This is a genomic window from Saccharopolyspora halophila (assembly GCF_039531955.1).
Taxonomy (GTDB): Bacteria; Actinomycetota; Actinomycetes; order Mycobacteriales; family Pseudonocardiaceae; genus Saccharopolyspora; species Saccharopolyspora halophila.
This window is the reverse complement of the sequence record NZ_BAAARA010000001.1, coordinates 434,015-450,894: the sequence shown is the minus strand read 5'-3', so window position 1 is coordinate 450,894 and position 16,880 is coordinate 434,015. Positions and strand designations below refer to the sequence as shown.

Genomic DNA, 16,880 nt, shown 5'->3' with positions numbered 1-16,880 from the left:
TCCCGGTGCTCCCTCCGGAGATGTCCCGGTTCGGGGTTTGCGTGGCAGCTCCGGGAGCGGAGCATCAGACGCCGCGGCTCCGCCGCATTCTGCGCGGACCCGTCAGCCCGGCGCGCACGGCCAGCGAACCTCCACGCGCGCGCCGCCCTCGGGAGCCTCGCCCGCGCGCACCGCGCCGCCGCGGCGCCGCACCGCCTCGGCCACCAGCGCGAGGCCCAGACCTGCGCCGCCGGTGCTTCGCGCGCGGTCCTCCTCGACCCGGTAGAACCGGTCGAACACGCGCTCGCGGTGTTCGGGCGGGATCCCGGGGCCGTCGTCGTCCACGATCAACCGAACCCTGCCGGGAGTGCCGGCGCCGTCCGGCTGGTCGACCCGCACGGCCACCCGGATCAGCTCGCGGGCGTAGCGCTGGGCGTTGCCGATGACGTTGCTCAGCACCGTGAAGACCTCGGCGGGCGCGGCGAGGATCAGCACCGGCCCCTCCGGGACGTCCAGCTCGACGCCCTCGGCCGCGCGCACGGCCGCGGCCAGGTCCACCGGCTGCGGCGGTTCGGCCTCGCGTTCGGAGCGGGCCAGCGCCAGCAGGCTCTCGACCAGCTCGGACAGCCGCTGGGTCTCGTGCGCGATGTCCTGCAGCGTCTCCTGCGCCAGCTCCGGCTCGGGATGCACCACGGCGACCTCGGCCTGGGCGCGGATGGAGGCCACCGGGTTGCGCAGCTCGTGGGCGGCGTCCCCGGTGAACCGGCGGAGTCGTTCGGTGTCGGCATCGCGGCGCGCCAGCATCGAGTTGAGCTCCTCGGCGAGCGCGCGGATCTCGTCGGCCGCCTCGGGCACCGGCAACCGCTCGCCCTCGGGCAGCCCGGCGGCGGCGCTGCGGATCCGCTCGACCGGGCGCAGCGAGCGGTGCACCACCAGCCAGGTGGCCAGGCCGACCAGCGCGGCGGCCAGCACCGAGGCGATGGCCAGCAGCTTGCCGGTGCGGCCCGCGGTGTCGGCGAACCCGACCAGCCGCGCCTCGGCGGCGACCAGCAGTTGCCGCCCGTCCGGGGTGCTGGTGACGACGCCGCGCCAGCGGTGCAGCTCGGCCGGGGCCTCGAAGTCCAGCACGCCGTAGCCGAAGCGCAGTTCGGCGATCTGCCAATCGTCCAGATCGACTCCGGGCATGCCGTCGACCGGCTCGCCCGCGGGCGTGAGCACCCGCACCTCGGGGCGGGCGATCACGCCGGGATCCTCGCCCGCGGTGACCCGGCGGGCGGTTCCGGTGGCGATGCGCTCGAGGTCGGCGTCCACCGAGTCGATCAGCAGCCAGCTGACGATCCCGCCGCCCGCGTGCGCGATGACGCCCAGCCCGATGAGCGCGACGGCGGTGGCGACCACGCTGGTGCGGAACTGGATGGTGCGCCGCTGCCACCACCGGCCCAACCGCGGCATCATCCCGCGGTTACCCGATAACCGCGGCCCCGCACCGTCTGCACGACGTCACCGGCGCCCACGGCAGCGAGCTTGCGCCGCAGGTAGCCGACGTAGACCTCCACCACGTTGCGGGTGACGAACTGGTCCTCGCCCCACACCATGCGCAGCAGGTCGTCCTTGGGCACCACGGTCTCGGGATGCCCGGCCAGTGCCACGAGCAGCCCGTACTCGCGCGGCGAGAGCGTGACCGGCCGACCGTCCCAGCGCACCTCGCGGCCGGTGCGATCGATCTCGAGCGCCCCCACCCGCAGGCAGGCCTGCTGCCCGGCGGCATCGCGCCGCCGCAGCAACGCGCGCACCTGCGCGACCAGCACCAGGAAGGAGAAGGGCTTGACCAGGTATCCGTCGGCGCCGAGGTCCAGACCGTCGGCCTGGTCGACCTCGCCGCTCTTGGCCGAGATCATCAGCACCGGGGTGGACACGTCCAGCTCGCGCATCCGTTGCAGCACGCGGTAGCCGGACAGGCCGGGCAGCAGCACGTCCAGCAGCACCACGTCGAAGGAACCGGTGGTGGCCAGCCGCAGCGCCTCGTGACCGTCCGCCGCGACGCTGACCTCCATGCCCTCCGCAGCGAGCCCGCGGGACAGCGCGGTGCGCACGCCCGGTTCGTCGTCGACCAGCAAGACCCGAGGCACCATGGCCACCAGCATGCCGACCACGAGCGGCTGGGAAACCCGATCTCAGCGCCTTCTCACGGCAGAACGGCAGATTCTCAGGACGCTCTCAGGTCCCGGACGGCTTCGGCGCGAGCTCCACGCCTCGTCGATCCCGGACACCCTCGCTTCTCCTCGGACATAGGCTTCGATCATGGATTTCGAGATCGATGCCGCCCCCGATCGAGTGGACCGCGACGTGGTGTGGGACTTCCTGTCCACGCAGGCCTACTGGCACCGGTGGCGGCAGCGCGCGGACGTCGAGCGGCAGGTAGACCTGGCCTGGCGGGTGGTCGGTGCGTACCGGCGCGACGACGGCGCCATGATCGGCTTCGCCCGCGCCTTCTCCGACGGCGTCGCCAACGCCTACCTCGCCGACGTGTTCGTGCTCGACGAAGCGCGCGGGCACGGGGTCGGCAAGGCCGTGGTGCGCGAGATGATCGAGTCCGGTCCGGGGCGGGACTTCCGCTGGATGTTGCACACCGACGACGCGCACGGGCTCTACCGCTCGTTCGGGTTCGACGCGCCCGACGGCACCTACCTCGAACGCCCGATCAGTCGATGAGCGCGACATCGCCGGTGCACCGGTGGAGGTTGTCGCGGTGGGCATCCACCATGGACGCATGACGGAACTTCTCACGGACGACCAGATCACCGAAGCCCTGGAACACCTCCCGGAGTGGAGCCGGGACGGCGAGAAGCTCACCCGGGTCGTCGACTTCCCCGGTTTCCCGAAGGCCATCCAGGCCATCACGCGGATCGCGGAGATCGCCGAGAACGAGGACCACCACCCGGACATGGACATCCGGTTCAAGACGGTGACGTTCTACCTGACCACGCACTTCAAGGGCGGCATCACCGGCAACGACACGTCGATGGCCCAGGAGATCGACGGCGTCGTCGAGCAGTACTCGAACTGACCGACGCGAGGCCCGCTTCCGGCCGACGGCCCGCCCGGGGCGTCGGCCCGGGAGCCGGCCGGGGCTGCGGCGCTCCCGGTGCGGGGTCGGCTCGGAGCGCCGGGCGGTGCACCACGAGCCCAACCGCAACGCCATCCGCCGCAGAAGCATCGCTCGCTTAGCTGGCCAACAGCTCGGCGACCTCGTAGGCGCAACCCCAGGACAGCGCGACGCCGTTGCCGCCGTGCCCGTAGTTGTGCACGATCCGCGCCCCGGAATAGCGCTCGAGCTGCACCCGCACCGACTGACGGCCAGGCCGGAGCCCGACGAGTTCGTCGAGCACCTCGGCCTCGGCCAGCCGCGGGTCGAGCGCCGCGCACCGGCGCAGGATTCCCTCCCGCACGCGCGGGCGCGGACGCGTCCCCCAGTCCTGCGCGAACTTCACACCACCGAGCAGCAACCGATCGCCGTGCGGCATGGCCGAGATGAACTCACCGCTTTCGGTGAGCTCGATGAAGTACTCGTCGACGCCGGGGTTGCGCACCACGACGAGCTGGCCGAACACCGGGTACACGCCCGGATCGCCGACGAGCTCGTGGGCCCCGACGCCCGAGCAGTTCACCACCGCGCCGGATTCGGCGATCGCCTCGTCGCAGGACTGGACGGCGCTGCGCGCGATCTCCCCGCCCGCGCCCCGGAAGCGCGCGACGAGGTAGTCGAGGTAGCGGGGCATGTCGATCAGCGGCACGGTTCCCCGGAACCCGTCCGCGAAGCCCGCCGGCAGGTCCTGCGGACCGCAGCGCTGCAGGTCCGGGATCAACCGCGCCTCGGCCGGGAGGGCCTCGCCGAGCCCGTAGCGCGCCGCGATCCTGCCCTTGCTCAGGTGCACACCGGTGTCATCGTCGTCCGCGAGCTCGGTGAACTCCGCGTGCGAGAGCGCCGCCCAGTGCGGTGCCCTGTCCGATGGGCTCGCCATCGTCGGAGCCCACATCGCCCCGGCGGCGGCCGAGGTCGTCGCGCGGGGTGGATCGGTGGTCCGGATCCGCACCCGGTTCCCCGCTTCGGCGAGCACGACGCCGCAGGTCAAACCCTGCACGCCTGCTCCGATCACCAGCACTGGCGGCTCGGTCATCTTCCCCACGCTAGACCACTTGACCACCTGTGAGGACCCACCGATGCGGGCATATCCGGCGCTCGACTTCGTCAACTAACGTTGACAGCCTTTCGCGGCGTCAACTACGGTTGACACATGTCGGAACACGACCTGACGGATGCGGCCGTCAGCGATGACCCCGCGGTCGGCCTGCGCGCGGTTCGTTCGCTGCGCGAGCTGGCCGAACGGCTGGAGACCCTGCAGGTGGGCCGCGCCCGCGAACTGGGCATGTCGTGGCAGGAGATCGCGGACACGCTCGGAGTCACCCGCCAGGCCGTCCACAAGAAGCACGGCAGGAGGTAGCCATGTTCGAACGGTTCACCCACGACGCCCGGCAGGTCGTGACCGTAGCCCAGGAGCTGGCGCGGGAAACGGACTCACCCAAGATCGACAGCAGGCACGTGCTCGGCGGCCTGGCCACGTGCGGCGAGGCGACATCGGCCCTGCGCTCCGCGGGCGTGGACAACAAGGCCCTCGCCGAGCGGATCCGCTCCGAGCTCAGCAGCGACGGCCTCGACGCCGAAGCCCTGGCAACCCTGGGCATCGACCTCGAATCGGTCAGCGCCAGGGCCGACGAGCTCTTCGGCCAGGGCGCCCTGCGCCGGGGCGGCCGGAAGCGGGCACGGGGCCACGTCCCGTTCACATCGGACGCGAAGAAGATCCTGGAACTCGCGCTGCGCGAGGCGATCCGCCTCAAGCACCGCACCATCGACGGGCGTCACGTCCTGCTCGGCCTGATCCGGGCGGAGTGCCCGGGCCGCGCAACCCTGGCCGCCACAGGAGCGGACCTGGACGAGCTGCGCGCCCACCTGGAACAACCCGAGGCGAAGTCCGCCTGACGAGCGGGGCTGCCACCTGCCGAGCAGCCGCACCGGGACCGCCCCGACCCCCGCTGCCACGACCAGGGTCCTCGCCCTCGCGGCACCTCATCCGGTCGAGGTCACGGCGAGGCAGGCCAGCACGAACGCGATGACGAACAGGAACGAGCGCACGCCCTGGAAAAGCCCGCTGGCCGAGCTCGCTACGCGCGGCTCCGCGCTGCCGAACGACACCGCCGGGCGGCCGCTCGTCCTCCCCGAATCGCTCCGAGTTCGTTGTCCCGCTTCCGGGTTCACGACCTCGTTCCGGGGTGCGCGAGAGCGGGGATCGCCGCGAAGGCGAGCAGCACCATGCCGGCCAGCACCGCTCCGAGGGACGGGACCCAGCTCAGGCCGGCGGCGAGATGCGCGGCCGCCGAGCCGACGGCGAGCAGCATCAGGACGACTCCCAGTTCGGCGTAGCGACCGATCGCGAACATCCGCGCGGGGAGGAAGTGGGCGCCCACGACGAAGACCACCCAGAGGACCACGAGGTCCGGCAGTTCGAGGACCCTGTTGAGCACGACCGCGCCCGCCGGGATCGCGACGATCTCCACGCCGACCGCGATCCAGTAGGCCCTCGCCGAACCCGGCCACGTGTCCTCCAGGGGCCGCGCGCGGATCAGACCTCGCCACGCAGCGGTGACGATCAGGCAGACACCGGCGATGCGAGCCACGCCATCCCACGGCCCGGGCAGACCGCCGGCGTTGACGAGCACGAACACCGCGCCGAAAACGATCCCGACCAGCGCGAGCGCTCGCGGCAGCTGCGCTTCAGGACGCGCGGCGCCACCCCTGCGGTGCGCGCCCTCGGAAAACGGGTTCATCGCGTCCCTCCCCCGGCGGATTCGGTCACCCTAGCCGGGATTCGTTCGGCGGTAACGCGGATTCGCGTCGGGTCGGATCGCGTCGCTCGGACGAGCGGCCGGACGTTCCTCGGGGTTCGTCGTCGCGGAGCTGGTCGGCCAGTTCGGTGAGCATTCCGGCGAGCCGGTGTCGTTCGACGCTGGAAACCTCGCCCCTGGGCAGCCGGTAGGCGACCCGGTCGAGTTCCCACTGGGCTTCGCGCAGCACCACGGCGAAGTTCGCCGCGGAGCGCATCGGTCTCCCGGCCGTCCGATGGTCGTCGATCACCGTTCTCCCCCTCACCCGTTTCGATCCCGCTGAAGGAATGGTGCAGGCGGACGGGGCGGGGTGGGCAGCGTTGAACGCCCCCTCCCGGCTGAGTAGATGTACGCCGCGGCACGCCGAATTCCGCGCGGGCCGGACGGAGCAGCCCGCCATCTGCCCGACGGGGGCCGCTCCTCGCTTCCGGCGGCCGACCCCGCCACAGGGGATCGGCGGATTGACGCTGATCCGATTTCGCTCGTATGTGGTAGTGACAGGGCCGCCAGCCGGACGGATAGTGGACGCGCGATCGCAGCCGGCAGCCAAAGAGGACGCAGCACAGCCGGTTTCGGGAACTACCGCCGCAACTCTTCCTCCGCATCCGCACATCCGGATGCACGTCCCAGCGCTGGAGCTACTGATGATCGATTCGTTTGACGGGCACGAACGACCGAGCGCACCGACCGGACGGTACGTGGTGGTCCTCAGCGACCAGGTGCAAGGCGACCGGACGGCATCCGACGACGTGCTGCGCTCGGTCGCCGGGTCGTCCAACATCGCGAGCACGAACGACTTCTCGGAGGGCGCGCTGGACCTGGGGCAAACCGCATCGGCGGACGCGACGATGTTCGCCGAGCTCGGCGTGGGTGTGATCTCGGCGGATCCCGAACGAGTCGCATCGATCATCGCGGCCGCCGGGGAGGATTCCCGGGTGCTCGCGGTCGAACCGGAGCGCACCATGCACGCGCTCGCCTCGCCGCAGTCGCTGTCGGCGGAGTACCTGCGGGGCTTCCGGGACGCCGCGGTGAACTTGCACGAGCACGTCAACGGCGCCGCGACACGCGCTCCGGAATTCGTTGACACGCCGGAGCTCACCTGGGGCCTGCAGGCCACCGGCGTCGCCCAATCCCAGCAGAGCGGCTCGGGCGTGCCGATCACCGTGCTGGACACCGGATTCGACCTCCGCCACCCGGACTTCGGCAACCGCCAGGTCAACGCGCGTTCGTTCATCCCCGGCGAGACGGCGCAGGACGGCAACGGCCACGGCACGCACTGCACGGGCACGTCGGCCGGTCCCGCCGACCCACCGGCTCCGCCCGGCAGCCGCCGGTACGGGGCCGCCCACGCGGCGGACATCCAGATCGGCAAGGTCCTCAGCGACCAGGGCAGCGGTACCGACAGCAACATCCTCGCGGGGATCAACTGGGCGATCGCCTCCGGCAGCCGAGTGATCTCGATGTCCCTCGGCGCGAACATCCGCGAGGTCTCGCAGCGCTACGAGCAGGTCGGACGTCGCGCGCTGGAGCGCGGCTCGCTGATCGTGGCCGCGGCGGGCAACAACGCCGACCGGGCCAACGGCAATCCCGGCTTCGTCGGGATTCCCGCCAACAGCCGTTCGATCATGGCGGTCGGCGCGGTCGACAACCAGCTGCGCATCGCGAACTTCTCCGCCCGCAGCAATCCGGTGCAAGGCGGTCAGGTCGACATCGCCGCACCCGGTGTTGACATCTACTCGTCCTGGCCGATGGATCAGCGCTACAACACGATCAGCGGCACCAGCATGGCCACACCGCACGTGGCCGGCATCGCGGCGCTGTGGTCGCAGCAGAGCGGAGCGACCGGGACCTCGTTGTGGGCTCTGCTGATGCGCACCGCTCAGCGGCTGGAGCTACCCTCGCTCGACGCGGGCGCCGGCTTGGCGCAAGCGCCCCGCTGATCGCGAGGAGGCCTCGATGCCGGACAGGGTGACGGTGATCCTCGACGAAGCCGAGGGATCCACGGCCGACGTGCTCGCCGATCGGCTGCGCCGAGCGGGCATGCAGGTCGAGCAGGTCCTGGACGAGATCGGAATGATCATCGGGACCGTGCCCCGAGAGCATCGCGCGAAGGTGAGCGCCCTGCCCGGCGTCGCGGGAATCGAGGACGAGACGACGTTCCAGCCCCCGCCCCCGGACGAGGCCCAGTAGTCGAGGACACCGGGCCTCGGCGCGCTCACCCTCTCGACCGCATCAGATCAGCGCGGTGACGTCGGGCTCCGAACCCGTCGAGATGGTTCCCACGCGCGAGAACGTCTCGAGGTCCAGGATCGCCACCTCGTCGATGTCCAGCAGCGTGATGAACGCCTTCGGCTCCGAGGGGTGGAACGAGATCCCGGCGGGCGTGCCGTCGAAGGCGATCGAGCGCTCCTCGCGCAGGTCGGAGTCGTAGCGGGTGACGGTCCGGTTCTCGATGTCGGTGGTCAGCAGCTTGTCCCGCCCGGGCATCGCGTAGACCCGCAGCGGATCCCCCGGAACCCGCGCCCGCTTCTTCTCCTCCAGCGTCCGCGCGTCCAGCAACACCAGCGCCTTGTCCTCGCGCGCACCCACGTACAGGTGCCGCTCGTCCGCGCTCAGCGCGCAGCTCTCCGGCAGCCGCCCCGGCGAGGCGACGAGCGGTGCCGCGGCGGCGTCGTGCGGATCGACCAGGCTCACCGTGTGCGACAGCAGACCGGTGACGTAGGCGCGGGTCCCCTCCCGGTTCGTGACCACCATGTGCGTCTTGATCCCACCGGTTTGCACTGCCGCCGAGGGCTTCTCGGCGTTCTTCGGGTCGTCGATCCGGAGCAGAACGCCCTTCTCCTCGCTGAGCGCGTAAACCCGGTCGCGGTCGTCGATCGCGATGCCGTGGATACGGTTGAACGGGCTGAGCTCGATCCGCCGCACGAACTCGCGGGCGGCCAGGTCGATGACGAACACGCTCGTGCCGCCGACGCCCACGTCGTTGGACATCCGCACGCCGTAGTGCCCGATGTAGGCGTACGCGCCGGCGCTGTCGATCACCATCTCGTGCGGGTACTCGCCGAGCTCGACGCGATCCAGCAAGGATCCGTCGGACACGTCGTGGAACGCCACGGCGTGCCCGCTCTTCTCCACCACCACGAGAGTGCCTGCGACGGAACCGCTGTCGGACCGGCCGCCCGAAGGAGTGGCAGCGGCCGCCATGCCCGGAGCCACCCCGGCGGTCAGCAGCCCGCCTCCCATCGCACCCAGCACCGTCCGTCGCGTCACCACGTCGATTCGCCCCTTCGAAGCCGAGGAAGATCCACCGCTGTCGCACATTAGTGCAAGAAGCGAACATCCTCAGGAACATCGCGAAAACGACGGCGGATCTCCTCCTCGGAGGTCGCCGGCGAGCGCTTCTCCGGCACGTTCCCGGTGAGCAGCCGCAGACCGATCACGTCGAGGTGGACGACTTCCACGTGCCGGGTCATGGCATCCAACTCCATCGCGCCGGGCTCGGCCAGCACTCGACCGCAGCGACCCGGCCGATCGGGCAGACCCACCACGATCGCCCGTTGACGCGGACTGATCCAGATCGATCGGGGCACCCGGCCAGGATCACGTCCGAGCCGGAGCCCTCCGAGGTTGGCCACCGCCACCGCGCGAGCCGCTCCGCACCAGCTCCGTAGCCTGGACCGCATGGGGATCTTCTCGAGGGCCGAGGCGGACACCGCCCAGAGCGATGCGCAGCAGGCGTGGGACGCCGGCGACGACATCCACGTCGTTGAGATCCGGCCGCGGACGAAGCGCATCAACGACCGGTCCCGCCCGCTCCCGGACGTCGCGCGGGCCCTGGAATCCATCGAGTCCGTCGGCTGGCAGCTCGATCGGCACACCTTCGTCGGCACCAACGCGACCCTCTGCGCGATCTTCCGAAGGCCGTGACCAGCGGCCCGGCTGAGGTAGTCGTGCAGCGCCCGCGGCCTCGCGCGCGCGTTTCCGGCGCGTCCCGGCACCGCGGCTGGCCTACACTGCGCTCGCATGGGGTGGCGCACCGGTGATGCCGCGAGTTCCCGACCGGGAGTGGTCTTCCTCGCCTCGCTCGTGCTGTCGTCGCCGTCGCGGTGGCCCACTCCTGCTTCCGCCAGGGCCGCACGGTGCTGATCAGCGCCGCGCTGCGGCCGCTGCTGGGCCGCAGCGTCGACGGGCCGGTGGGCAAGGTCATCGACGTCCTCGTGGTGTTGGCCATCCTGTTCGGCGTGGCCACCTCGCTCGGCCTCGGCACCCGCGAGCTCAACGCGAGCCTCAGCCACGCCTTCGCGGTCCCTGACTCCTACGGCGTCAAGATCACGATCATCGCGGGCCTGATGACCGTCAGCACCATCTCGGCGATGACCGGCCTCGGCCGCGGCATTCGCGCGCTGAGCCTGGCCAACATCGCGCTGTCCGCCGGACTGCTGGTCCTGGTGCTGGCGCTCGGGCCCACCGGCGACCTGCTCACCACGTTCGGCATCGGGATGCGGGACTACATCGGCAACTTCCTGCCGATGAGCCTCGCCACCGAGGGCGCACCGGCCAACACCTGGGACCACGAGTGGATCTTCTTCTTCTGGGCCTGGTGGATCGGCTGGACGCCGTTCGTGGACATCTTCATCGCACGGATCTCGCGCGGCCGAACGATCCGCAACGTCATCGCCGGAGCCGTGGCCGTCCCCAGCCTGATCAGCTTCGCGTGGTTCGCGGTCTTCGGCGGAACATCGCTGCAGCGCGAGCTCTCCGGCACCGTCGACGTCGCCGGCATCGCCGCGGACACCAAGTCCGTCGCCACCATCGAAGTGCTGCGCACGCTGCCGCTGACCACGATCGCGGTGGCGCTGCTGGTGCCCGTGATGGCGCTGCTGTTCATCACCTCGGCCGATTCGGCCTCGTTCATGCTCGGCTGCACGACCTCCGGCGGCAGCATGAAGCCACCGAGACCGCTGCGACTGATGTGGTCCTTCGCAGCCGCGTTCGCCGCAGTCCTGCTGCTCAGCGGCGGCCAGGACAGCCTGCGCAGCACCGCCGTGATCGCAGCGGTGCCGTTCACGCTGATCCTGCTCGCCCTCTGCGTCGCGCTCGCCCTGTCCCTATGGCAAGACCGCCCAACGCGGCGGGGCCCCGAAGAGACCTCCGAGTGACGCGGGCAAGCGCGACAAGACGCCGCTTCTGAACGTTTCGCCGACTCGTCCCAGAACACGATCAGAACGCCCGCGATGTGCGAACATGCTCGGCGTGGTCGATCTGTTTATACGTCGCGCAGTGCCGGACGATGTCACCACGCTGCACCGCTTCGTCATCGAACTCGCAGCCGCCGAGGACTTCCCCTGCACGGTCGAGGCAACCCCCGATGACCTCGCGGAAGCGCTCTTCGGCACGCGGCCGGTCGCTGAGGCGATCGTCGCAACGATCGACGGCGAACCAGCCGGGTTCGCCCTGTATTACCTGGCCTACAGCACGATTCTGGGCCGCCCCACGCTGCATCTGGAAGACCTCTACGTTTCACCGGCCGCCCGCAACAACGGTCTCGGCGTGGCGCTCTTTCAGCACCTGTCGGCGGAAGCGGTCGCGCGAGGCTGCGGACGCTTCGAGTGGTGGGTGCTGCACCAACGACGACGCGATCCGCTTCTACCGCCGTCTGGGCGCACGAACAGTCGACGAGATCCAGGTGATGCGCCTCGACGGCGCGGAACTCAAGCGTCTCGCCAGCGACCAGTGACCTAAGCGGAACCCGATGCCGAAGAAGCGGGTTCACGCCACTCGCTCAACCCCGGAGGCGAATCCGAGCCACGTGTGGCGGTTGTTCCACCAGCACCAGCCCGCCTTGGGCGCGCCACGACGTTCGCGCCCGTCCCAACCGGTGCCGTTCGAGATCCACAATGCGGGGGTCCGCGAATCGAACCCCTTCGCCTTCGGCAGGCGAGACCCGATCATCATGTAGCACGCATTGCGCGCGAGGACTTCCGGAGCTTGCAGCGCCCAATGCACGCCCTCCGCGATCGTGAACGGCGTGCGCCCGCGCTCCAGGATTGCTGCTTCCGCCTCGGCGCCCGACCAGTCGCGCATGGCATCACCGCGATCGGGGTCTGCGACCGCGTACACCAGCGCGTCCGGAACAACCGTCGTCGGAGTGGGTGCGAAGTCGTCGATGTCGGACATGTCGGTCACCACGAACCCGCGCTTATCCCCGGGATCGCGACCACCGACACTTCGACGCAGCCGCGGCACCAGCGCACTGGGCGGCAGCACGCCGTCAGCGACCACCAGGAGCGCCCCCGCGCCCGCCGATGTCCCCAGGCGCTCGGCCGCGCCCAACAGGTCGTCCGCGCTCAGAGCGCCGGTTGCCTCCACCAGACCGAGTTCAACGAGCCGCTCGGCCTGGTCGATCAACGAAGGCAACACCGGTACCACCGGCTCGCCCTCGGCATGTGACGCTGTTGCCGCTCGCGCGGCCGGTCCGGTCACTTCTGACATCGGTGGCGTCCTCGCTCGGGAATCGGATGCTCATCCAACGCCCGAAGCCCCGTCGCTATTCCCCGAGAACTGCGCGACACGAGAACCAGGAAGTGGCGAGGTAACCGACTCGGTCGCTCGTCCATCACAGCACAGCGGGCATTGGGACATTCCAGCGCAACCACCACGCTGAACGCCTACGCTCACCTGTGGCCGAAGGCGGAGGACTGCGCCCGAACGCCGCGGCAACGCCGCCGATCAGACGTTGAAGCGGAAGTCGACCACGTCGCCGCAGCTAGGGCCATCTACATCGCAGACTCAGTACGTTGTCCCACAGCTGGAAGGAGAACGCGCCATGAAGTACAGCAACTCGATCGAGATCGACCTGCCGCGGGAGAAGGTCGCCCAACTGCTCGCCGACCCGGAACACATACCGAAGTGGCTGCGAGGGGTGGTGCTGCACGAGCCGGTGAGCGGGATTCATGGGCAGCTCGGCACCAAGTCGCGGGTCGTGATGCAGTCGGGCAAGCGGACGATGGAGTGCACCGAAACGATCACACGCAGGGATCCGGCCGACCTGCACGAGATCCCCGAAGAGATCGTCGTTCACTTCGACCGCGAGATCGTCGGCGCGGGCATGTGGAGCGTCGTGCGCGATCGGCTGACCGAAGCCGATCCGGAGACGACGCTCTGGGAGCAAGAGAGCGAATACCGGTTCAGCAACCTGCTGATGCGACTGGTGGCGCGTCTGATGCCGAGCACCTTCCACAAGCAGTCACAACAGCACATGGAAGATTTCAAGGCGTTCGCCGAACGGGGAAAGGACGTCCGCGAAGAGAACGACTGACCCGCCGCAATCAGCAACGGGAGTCGCGCCGGATCACGTCACGCTCACACGTTGAAGCGGAACTCCACGACGTCGCCGTCGTGCATGATGTAGTCCTTGCCCTCCATGCGGACCTTGCCCGCGGACTTGGCGTCGGCCATGGAGCCCGCGGCCATGAGGTCGTCGTAGGAGACGATCTCGGCCTTGATGAAGCCGCGCTCGAAGTCGGTGTGGATCACGCCGGCCGCCTGCGGAGCCGTCCAGCCCTCGCGGATGGTCCAGGCGCGGGCTTCCTTGGGGCCTGCCGTGAGGTAGGTCTGCAGGCCGAGGGTGTGGAAGCCGGCGTGGGCCATGGCGTTGAGACCCGGCTCGGCCTGGCCGATGGACTCCAGCAGCTCGCGCTGCTCGTCCTCCTCGAGCCCCTTGAGCTCTTCCTCCACCTTGGCGTCCAGGAACACCGCGTCGGCCGGGGCGACCAGCTCGCGCAGCTCCTGCTGCTTGGCCTCGTCAGCGAGGATTCCCTCGTCGGCGTTGAAGACGTAGAGGAACGGCTTGGTGGTGAGCAGGTTGAGCTCGCGCAGCTCCTCGACCTCGTTCATGCCCGCGGCGAACAGGGTCTTGCCGTCCTCCAGGACCTTGTTGGCCTGCTGCACGGCTTCCAGAACGGGGCGCTTGTCCTTGTGCGTCCGAGCTTCCTTCTCCAGCCGCGGCATCGCCTTCTCCAGGGTCTGCATGTCGGCGAGGATCAGCTCGGTGTTGATCGTCTCGATGTCGCTGGTCGGGTCCACCCGGCCGTCGACGTGCACCACGTCCGGGTTGTCGAAGACGCGGATGACCTGGCAGATCGCGTCGGCCTCGCGGACGTTGGCGAGGAACTTGTTACCCAGGCCCTGCCCCTCGGAGGCACCCTTGACCAGGCCCGCGATGTCGACGAACGACACGGTGGCCGGGATGGTCTTGGCCGAGTCGAACAGCTCGGCGAGCTTGTCCAGGCGCTGGTCCGGTAGCGGGACCACGCCGACGTTGGGCTCGATGGTGGCGAACGGGTAGTTCGCGGCGAGCGCGTCGTTACTGGTCAGCGCGTTGAACAGCGTGGACTTGCCGACGTTGGGCAGGCCGACGATTCCGAGGGTGAGACTCACACCCCGAAGTCTAGGGGTTCGGGGTGGACCGCTCGGGCCCCCGGTGCGTCAGCCGTCCTCCTGCTCGCCGCCGCCCTCCTGCTGCTCGTCTTCCTGCTGGTCACCGTACTGCCGATCGCCCTCTTGCTGCTGCTGGTCGCCCTCCTGCTCCTGTTCCTGCTGTTCACCGTCCTGCTGCATGGTGTCGTTGCACCCGGCGGCCACGGTGAGCGCGAACACCGCGCCCAGCGACGCGCCGGCGACCTTGGTCATCCTGGAACGCTTCATGCCGTCGACGATAGGGACGAAGCTCACCCCGCGCACGCACCTCGGCAGCACGGTGTCCGATTTCCGCTAGGAATCGGCCCAGGACGCTGGAACTATCGAGGTCATGCTGGTTCGCAACGATGAAGCGCTCAAGGCGGTGGCCGCGCGGGACGCGCGGTTCGACGGCTGCTTCATCCACGCCGTGCGCTCGACCGGGATCTACTGCCGCCCCTCCTGTCCCGCGCCGACACCCAAACCGGTGAACAGCGAGTTCTACGCGACGGCCGCTGCGGCGCAGGCCGCCGGGTACCGCGCGTGCCGCCGGTGCCTGCCGGACGCCGTTCCCGGATCGCCGGAGTGGGACCTCCGCGCCGACCTGGCCGGGCGGGCGATGCGGTTGATCGGCGACGGCGTCGTCGACCGCGAGGGCGTGCGCGGGCTGGCCGAACAGCTCGGGTACTCCGAGCGGCAACTCACCCGCGTGCTGACCGCCGAGCTGGGCGCGGGCCCGCTCGGGCTGGCGCGGGCGAACCGGGCGCACTCGGCGCGGATCCTGATCGAGACGACCGCGATCGCGCTCACCGATGTCGCCTTCGCGGCCGGGTTCACCAGCCTGCGGCAGTTCAACGACACGATCCGGGAAGTCTTCGACGACACCCCGAGCCGGATGCGGGCCAAGGCGCACCGCAAGGTGCCCAACGGCAGCGGTGCGGTGCGGCTGCGGCTGCCCTTCCGGCGGCCGTGCGATGCCGACGGCGTGCTGCGGTTCCTCGGGCGGCGGGCGCTCGCGGGGCTCGAGGACGTCTCGGACGGGTATTCCCGGGCGTTGCGGCTGGCGCACGGCCCCGGGATCGCGACGCTGCGGCCCGCGACCGATCACGTCGCCTGCACCTTGCGACTCACCGACCTGCGCGATCTCGGCAGCGCGGTGTCCCGGCTGCGTCGGCTGCTCGATCTCGACGCCGATCCGATCGCGGTCGCGGAGGTGCTCGGCGCCGACCCGGCGTTGCGCGGTGCGGTGGCCAGCCGGCCCGGAATCCGGGTTCCCGGCGCGGTGGACGGGCTGGAGACGGCGGTGCGGGCGGTGATCGGCCAGCAGGTCTCTGTCGCGGCCGCCCGGCGGACGACCGAGGACCTGGTGGCCGCGCTCGGCGAACCGCTGCCGCGTCCCGCTGGCGCGGTGACGACGCTGTTCCCGAGTGCCGAGGCCCTTGCCGAGTCCGACGTCCCCGGCCCGCGGCGGCGCGCGGACACCGTGCGCGCGGTGGCCGCGGCAGTGGCCGAGGGGCGGCTGGCGCTGCACCCCGGCCGGGACGAGGCCGAGCTGCGCGCCGAGCTGGAACGGATCCCCGGCATCGGGCCGTGGACGTCCGGCTACGTGGCGATGCGCGTGCTCGGGGCGCCGGACGTCCTGCTCACCGGGGACCTCGTGCTGCGAAGAGGAGCGCAGCGATTGGGCATCCGGCCCGAGGAGCTCCCGGCCCGCGGGGAGCGGTGGAGCCCGTGGCGCTCCTACGCGGGCGTGCTGCTGTGGCAGGTCGCGGACCCGGCGGTTTCCCGATCCGGACCAACGCTTTTCGAGGAGGAATCATGATCAAGTGGACCGTTGTGGACACACCGGCCGGGCCGTTCTGCGTCGTCGCCGACGAGAACGACGTCGTCCGGGCGTCCGGCTGGGAATCCGATGTGGATGATCTGTTGCGCGAGGTCGCCCCGGAGCTGGCTCGAATGGAGCGCACCGAGGAAGACCTCGGCCGGATCCGGGAGGCGGTCGTCGACTACTACGAGCGCGGAGATTTCGCGGCCCTCGACGGAATCGAGGTGCACCCGGCGGGCACCGCGTTCCTCGGCGAGGCGTGGGCAGCCATGCGCGCCATCCCGGCGGGCGAGCGGGTCACCTACCAGCAACTCGCCGACCGCATGGGACGCCCGACGGCCACGCGCGCGGCGGCGAGCGCCTGCGCCCGCAACCGGACCGGCCTGTTCGTCCCCTGCCACCGCGTCGTGCGCAGCGACGGCTCCACCGGCCAGTTCCGATGGGGACCGGACACCAAACGCTGGCACCTCGACCACGAACGGGTCGGCGCTGACAGTTCTGCCTGAGGGTTCCTTGCCGTACGCGGCGGAGCCGCACGCGGTGCGGGACTCAACTCGCACCGCCACCCGCACCGCCGCGCAAGCCCCAAACTGCAACATCTCCTAGAGCTGTCCGGCCATTTCGGGCGCCGGGATCTCACAGTTATAGGCAAAACTGTCACGACCGCCGCGCGCACCGC

General features: G+C 70.3%; 22 protein-coding genes and 1 pseudogene. 12 read left to right on the top strand and 11 right to left on the bottom strand.

Going from position 1 to position 16,880, the window contains the following annotated elements:
- Positions 1–102 precede the first annotated feature (102 nt).
- Both ABD289_RS02180 and ABD289_RS02175 read right to left on the bottom strand, forming a co-directional pair.
- Positions 103–1,431, bottom strand: a complete 1,329-nt coding sequence (locus ABD289_RS02180) for a sensor histidine kinase (RefSeq protein ID WP_344125866.1) — start codon at positions 1,429–1,431, stop codon at positions 103–105.
- A complete protein-coding gene (locus tag ABD289_RS02175) occupies positions 1,431–2,111 on the bottom strand; it encodes a response regulator transcription factor (protein WP_344125864.1) in 681 nt (226 codons plus the stop codon). The genes ABD289_RS02180 and ABD289_RS02175 overlap by 1 nt, the downstream gene beginning before the upstream one ends.
- Positions 2,112–2,280: 169 nt before the next feature.
- Here ABD289_RS02175 and ABD289_RS02170 point away from each other — a divergent pair, with 169 nt between their 5' ends.
- Positions 2,281–2,691 (top strand): GNAT family N-acetyltransferase, encoded by a 411-nt coding sequence (locus ABD289_RS02170; protein WP_344125862.1) that lies wholly within the window; start codon positions 2,281–2,283, stop codon positions 2,689–2,691.
- A 58-nt stretch (positions 2,692–2,749) separates the two neighbouring features.
- Positions 2,750–3,046, top strand: coding sequence for a 4a-hydroxytetrahydrobiopterin dehydratase (locus ABD289_RS02165; protein WP_344125860.1), 297 nt, complete (start codon positions 2,750–2,752; stop codon positions 3,044–3,046).
- 157 nt (positions 3,047–3,203) lie between these two features.
- Here ABD289_RS02165 and ABD289_RS02160 read toward each other — a convergent pair whose 3' ends face one another.
- Positions 3,204–4,157 carry an FAD-dependent oxidoreductase gene (locus ABD289_RS02160; RefSeq protein WP_344125858.1) on the bottom strand — a complete coding sequence of 318 codons (954 nt, stop codon included), beginning with the start codon at positions 4,155–4,157 and terminating at the stop codon, positions 3,204–3,206.
- A 117-nt stretch (positions 4,158–4,274) separates the two neighbouring features.
- On the opposite strand from ABD289_RS02160, the gene ABD289_RS02155 reads away from it, so the two are divergent.
- Both ABD289_RS02155 and ABD289_RS02150 read left to right on the top strand, forming a co-directional pair.
- Positions 4,275–4,481, top strand: coding sequence for a hypothetical protein (locus tag ABD289_RS02155; protein WP_344125855.1), 207 nt, complete (start codon positions 4,275–4,277; stop codon positions 4,479–4,481).
- Positions 4,482–4,483: 2 nt separating this feature from the next.
- Entirely contained in the window at positions 4,484–5,017 is a 534-nt protein-coding gene (locus tag ABD289_RS02150; RefSeq protein ID WP_344125853.1) for a Clp protease N-terminal domain-containing protein, read from the top strand.
- 87 nt (positions 5,018–5,104) lie between these two features.
- On the opposite strand, the gene ABD289_RS02145 is transcribed toward ABD289_RS02150, so the two are convergent.
- Genes ABD289_RS02145 through ABD289_RS02135 form a run of 3 tightly spaced genes read right to left on the bottom strand, consistent with a single transcriptional unit; the run spans position 5,105 to position 6,169 of the window.
- Positions 5,105–5,230 carry a hypothetical protein gene (locus ABD289_RS02145; RefSeq protein ID WP_344125851.1) on the bottom strand — a complete coding sequence of 42 codons (126 nt, stop codon included), beginning with the start codon at positions 5,228–5,230 and terminating at the stop codon, positions 5,105–5,107.
- A 59-nt stretch (positions 5,231–5,289) separates the two neighbouring features.
- A complete protein-coding gene (locus ABD289_RS02140; RefSeq protein WP_344125849.1) occupies positions 5,290–5,862 on the bottom strand; it encodes a hypothetical protein in 573 nt (190 codons plus the stop codon).
- 25 nt (positions 5,863–5,887) lie between these two features.
- On the bottom strand, positions 5,888–6,169 hold the full coding sequence (locus ABD289_RS02135; protein ID WP_344125847.1) for a hypothetical protein: 282 nt from the start codon (positions 6,167–6,169) through the stop codon (positions 5,888–5,890).
- A 394-nt stretch (positions 6,170–6,563) separates the two neighbouring features.
- On the opposite strand from ABD289_RS02135, the gene ABD289_RS02130 reads away from it, so the two are divergent.
- Positions 6,564–7,859: a S8 family serine peptidase gene (locus ABD289_RS02130; RefSeq protein WP_344125845.1), complete on the top strand. Its 1,296-nt coding sequence runs from the start codon at positions 6,564–6,566 to the stop codon at positions 7,857–7,859.
- A gap of 16 nt (positions 7,860–7,875) precedes the next feature.
- Complete coding sequence (locus tag ABD289_RS02125) at positions 7,876–8,109, top strand: hypothetical protein (RefSeq protein ID WP_344125843.1); 234 nt, start codon at positions 7,876–7,878, stop codon at positions 8,107–8,109.
- 42 nt (positions 8,110–8,151) lie between these two features.
- Here ABD289_RS02125 and ABD289_RS02120 read toward each other — a convergent pair whose 3' ends face one another.
- Together ABD289_RS02120 and ABD289_RS02115 are read right to left on the bottom strand one after the other, a co-directional pair.
- Positions 8,152–9,192 (bottom strand): YncE family protein, encoded by a 1,041-nt coding sequence (locus ABD289_RS02120; protein ID WP_344125841.1) that lies wholly within the window; start codon positions 9,190–9,192, stop codon positions 8,152–8,154.
- Positions 9,193–9,239: 47 nt separating this feature from the next.
- A complete protein-coding gene (locus ABD289_RS02115) occupies positions 9,240–9,509 on the bottom strand; it encodes a hypothetical protein (protein ID WP_344125839.1) in 270 nt (89 codons plus the stop codon).
- Positions 9,510–9,600: 91 nt separating this feature from the next.
- On the opposite strand from ABD289_RS02115, the gene ABD289_RS02110 reads away from it, so the two are divergent.
- From ABD289_RS02110 to ABD289_RS02100, 3 genes and pseudogenes are all read left to right on the top strand, one after another.
- On the top strand, positions 9,601–9,846 hold the full coding sequence (locus tag ABD289_RS02110; RefSeq protein ID WP_344125837.1) for a hypothetical protein: 246 nt from the start codon (positions 9,601–9,603) through the stop codon (positions 9,844–9,846).
- Positions 9,847–10,019: 173 nt separating this feature from the next.
- Positions 10,020–11,078 (top strand): annotated as a pseudogene (locus ABD289_RS02105) (BCCT family transporter); the annotation flags it as partial.
- 85 nt (positions 11,079–11,163) lie between these two features.
- A complete protein-coding gene (locus tag ABD289_RS02100) occupies positions 11,164–11,661 on the top strand; it encodes a GNAT family N-acetyltransferase (RefSeq protein ID WP_344125835.1) in 498 nt (165 codons plus the stop codon).
- Positions 11,662–11,688: 27 nt separating this feature from the next.
- Here the strand turns inward: ABD289_RS02100 and ABD289_RS02095 are convergent, their stop codons facing one another.
- Positions 11,689–12,411, bottom strand: a complete 723-nt coding sequence (locus ABD289_RS02095; RefSeq protein WP_344125833.1) for a DUF5701 family protein — start codon at positions 12,409–12,411, stop codon at positions 11,689–11,691.
- A 244-nt stretch (positions 12,412–12,655) separates the two neighbouring features.
- Here ABD289_RS02095 and ABD289_RS02090 point away from each other — a divergent pair, with 244 nt between their 5' ends.
- The gene (locus ABD289_RS02090; RefSeq protein WP_344125831.1) at positions 12,656–13,237 is read left to right on the top strand and encodes an SRPBCC family protein; all 582 of its coding nucleotides are present in this window, start codon (positions 12,656–12,658) and stop codon (positions 13,235–13,237) included.
- Positions 13,238–13,281: 44 nt separating this feature from the next.
- Here the strand turns inward: ABD289_RS02090 and ychF are convergent, their stop codons facing one another.
- Together ychF and ABD289_RS02080 are read right to left on the bottom strand one after the other, a co-directional pair.
- Positions 13,282–14,358 (bottom strand): redox-regulated ATPase YchF, encoded by a 1,077-nt coding sequence (gene ychF / locus ABD289_RS02085; RefSeq protein WP_344125829.1) that lies wholly within the window; start codon positions 14,356–14,358, stop codon positions 13,282–13,284.
- A gap of 48 nt (positions 14,359–14,406) precedes the next feature.
- Positions 14,407–14,625, bottom strand: coding sequence for a hypothetical protein (locus tag ABD289_RS02080; RefSeq protein WP_344125827.1), 219 nt, complete (start codon positions 14,623–14,625; stop codon positions 14,407–14,409).
- Between the two features lie 103 nt (positions 14,626–14,728).
- Here ABD289_RS02080 and ABD289_RS02075 point away from each other — a divergent pair, with 103 nt between their 5' ends.
- Positions 14,729–16,198 carry an AlkA N-terminal domain-containing protein gene (locus tag ABD289_RS02075; RefSeq protein WP_344125825.1) on the top strand — a complete coding sequence of 490 codons (1,470 nt, stop codon included), beginning with the start codon at positions 14,729–14,731 and terminating at the stop codon, positions 16,196–16,198.
- Entirely contained in the window at positions 16,195–16,707 is a 513-nt protein-coding gene (locus ABD289_RS02070) for a methylated-DNA--[protein]-cysteine S-methyltransferase (RefSeq protein WP_344125823.1), read from the top strand. Before ABD289_RS02075 ends, ABD289_RS02070 begins: the two co-directional genes overlap by 4 nt.
- Positions 16,708–16,880 lie beyond the last annotated feature (173 nt).

Excerpts from the sequence above, each read along its gene's own strand:
- ABD289_RS02080 (WP_344125827.1), bottom strand. The coding sequence starts at position 14,625 with ATGAAGCGTTCCAGGATGACCAAGGTCGCCGGCGCGTCGCTGGGCGCG.
- ABD289_RS02180 (WP_344125866.1), bottom strand. The coding sequence starts at position 1,431 with ATGCCGCGGTTGGGCCGGTGGTGGCAGCGGCGCACCATCCAGTTCCGC.
- ABD289_RS02130 (WP_344125845.1), top strand. The coding sequence starts at position 6,564 with ATGATCGATTCGTTTGACGGGCACGAACGACCGAGCGCACCGACCGGA.
- ABD289_RS02150 (WP_344125853.1), top strand. The coding sequence starts at position 4,484 with ATGTTCGAACGGTTCACCCACGACGCCCGGCAGGTCGTGACCGTAGCC.
- ABD289_RS02110 (WP_344125837.1), top strand. The coding sequence starts at position 9,601 with ATGGGGATCTTCTCGAGGGCCGAGGCGGACACCGCCCAGAGCGATGCG.
- ABD289_RS02070 (WP_344125823.1), top strand. The coding sequence starts at position 16,195 with ATGATCAAGTGGACCGTTGTGGACACACCGGCCGGGCCGTTCTGCGTC.
- ABD289_RS02125 (WP_344125843.1), top strand. The coding sequence starts at position 7,876 with ATGCCGGACAGGGTGACGGTGATCCTCGACGAAGCCGAGGGATCCACG.
- ABD289_RS02095 (WP_344125833.1), bottom strand. The coding sequence starts at position 12,411 with ATGTCAGAAGTGACCGGACCGGCCGCGCGAGCGGCAACAGCGTCACAT.
- ABD289_RS02100 (WP_344125835.1), top strand. The coding sequence starts at position 11,164 with ATGCTCGGCGTGGTCGATCTGTTTATACGTCGCGCAGTGCCGGACGAT.
- ABD289_RS02175 (WP_344125864.1), bottom strand. The coding sequence starts at position 2,111 with ATGGTGCCTCGGGTCTTGCTGGTCGACGACGAACCGGGCGTGCGCACC.
- ABD289_RS02140 (WP_344125849.1), bottom strand. The coding sequence starts at position 5,862 with ATGAACCCGTTTTCCGAGGGCGCGCACCGCAGGGGTGGCGCCGCGCGT.
- ABD289_RS02155 (WP_344125855.1), top strand. The coding sequence starts at position 4,275 with ATGTCGGAACACGACCTGACGGATGCGGCCGTCAGCGATGACCCCGCG.
- ABD289_RS02165 (WP_344125860.1), top strand. The coding sequence starts at position 2,750 with ATGACGGAACTTCTCACGGACGACCAGATCACCGAAGCCCTGGAACAC.
- ABD289_RS02170 (WP_344125862.1), top strand. The coding sequence starts at position 2,281 with ATGGATTTCGAGATCGATGCCGCCCCCGATCGAGTGGACCGCGACGTG.
- ABD289_RS02160 (WP_344125858.1), bottom strand. The coding sequence starts at position 4,157 with ATGACCGAGCCGCCAGTGCTGGTGATCGGAGCAGGCGTGCAGGGTTTG.
- ABD289_RS02075 (WP_344125825.1), top strand. The coding sequence starts at position 14,729 with ATGCTGGTTCGCAACGATGAAGCGCTCAAGGCGGTGGCCGCGCGGGAC.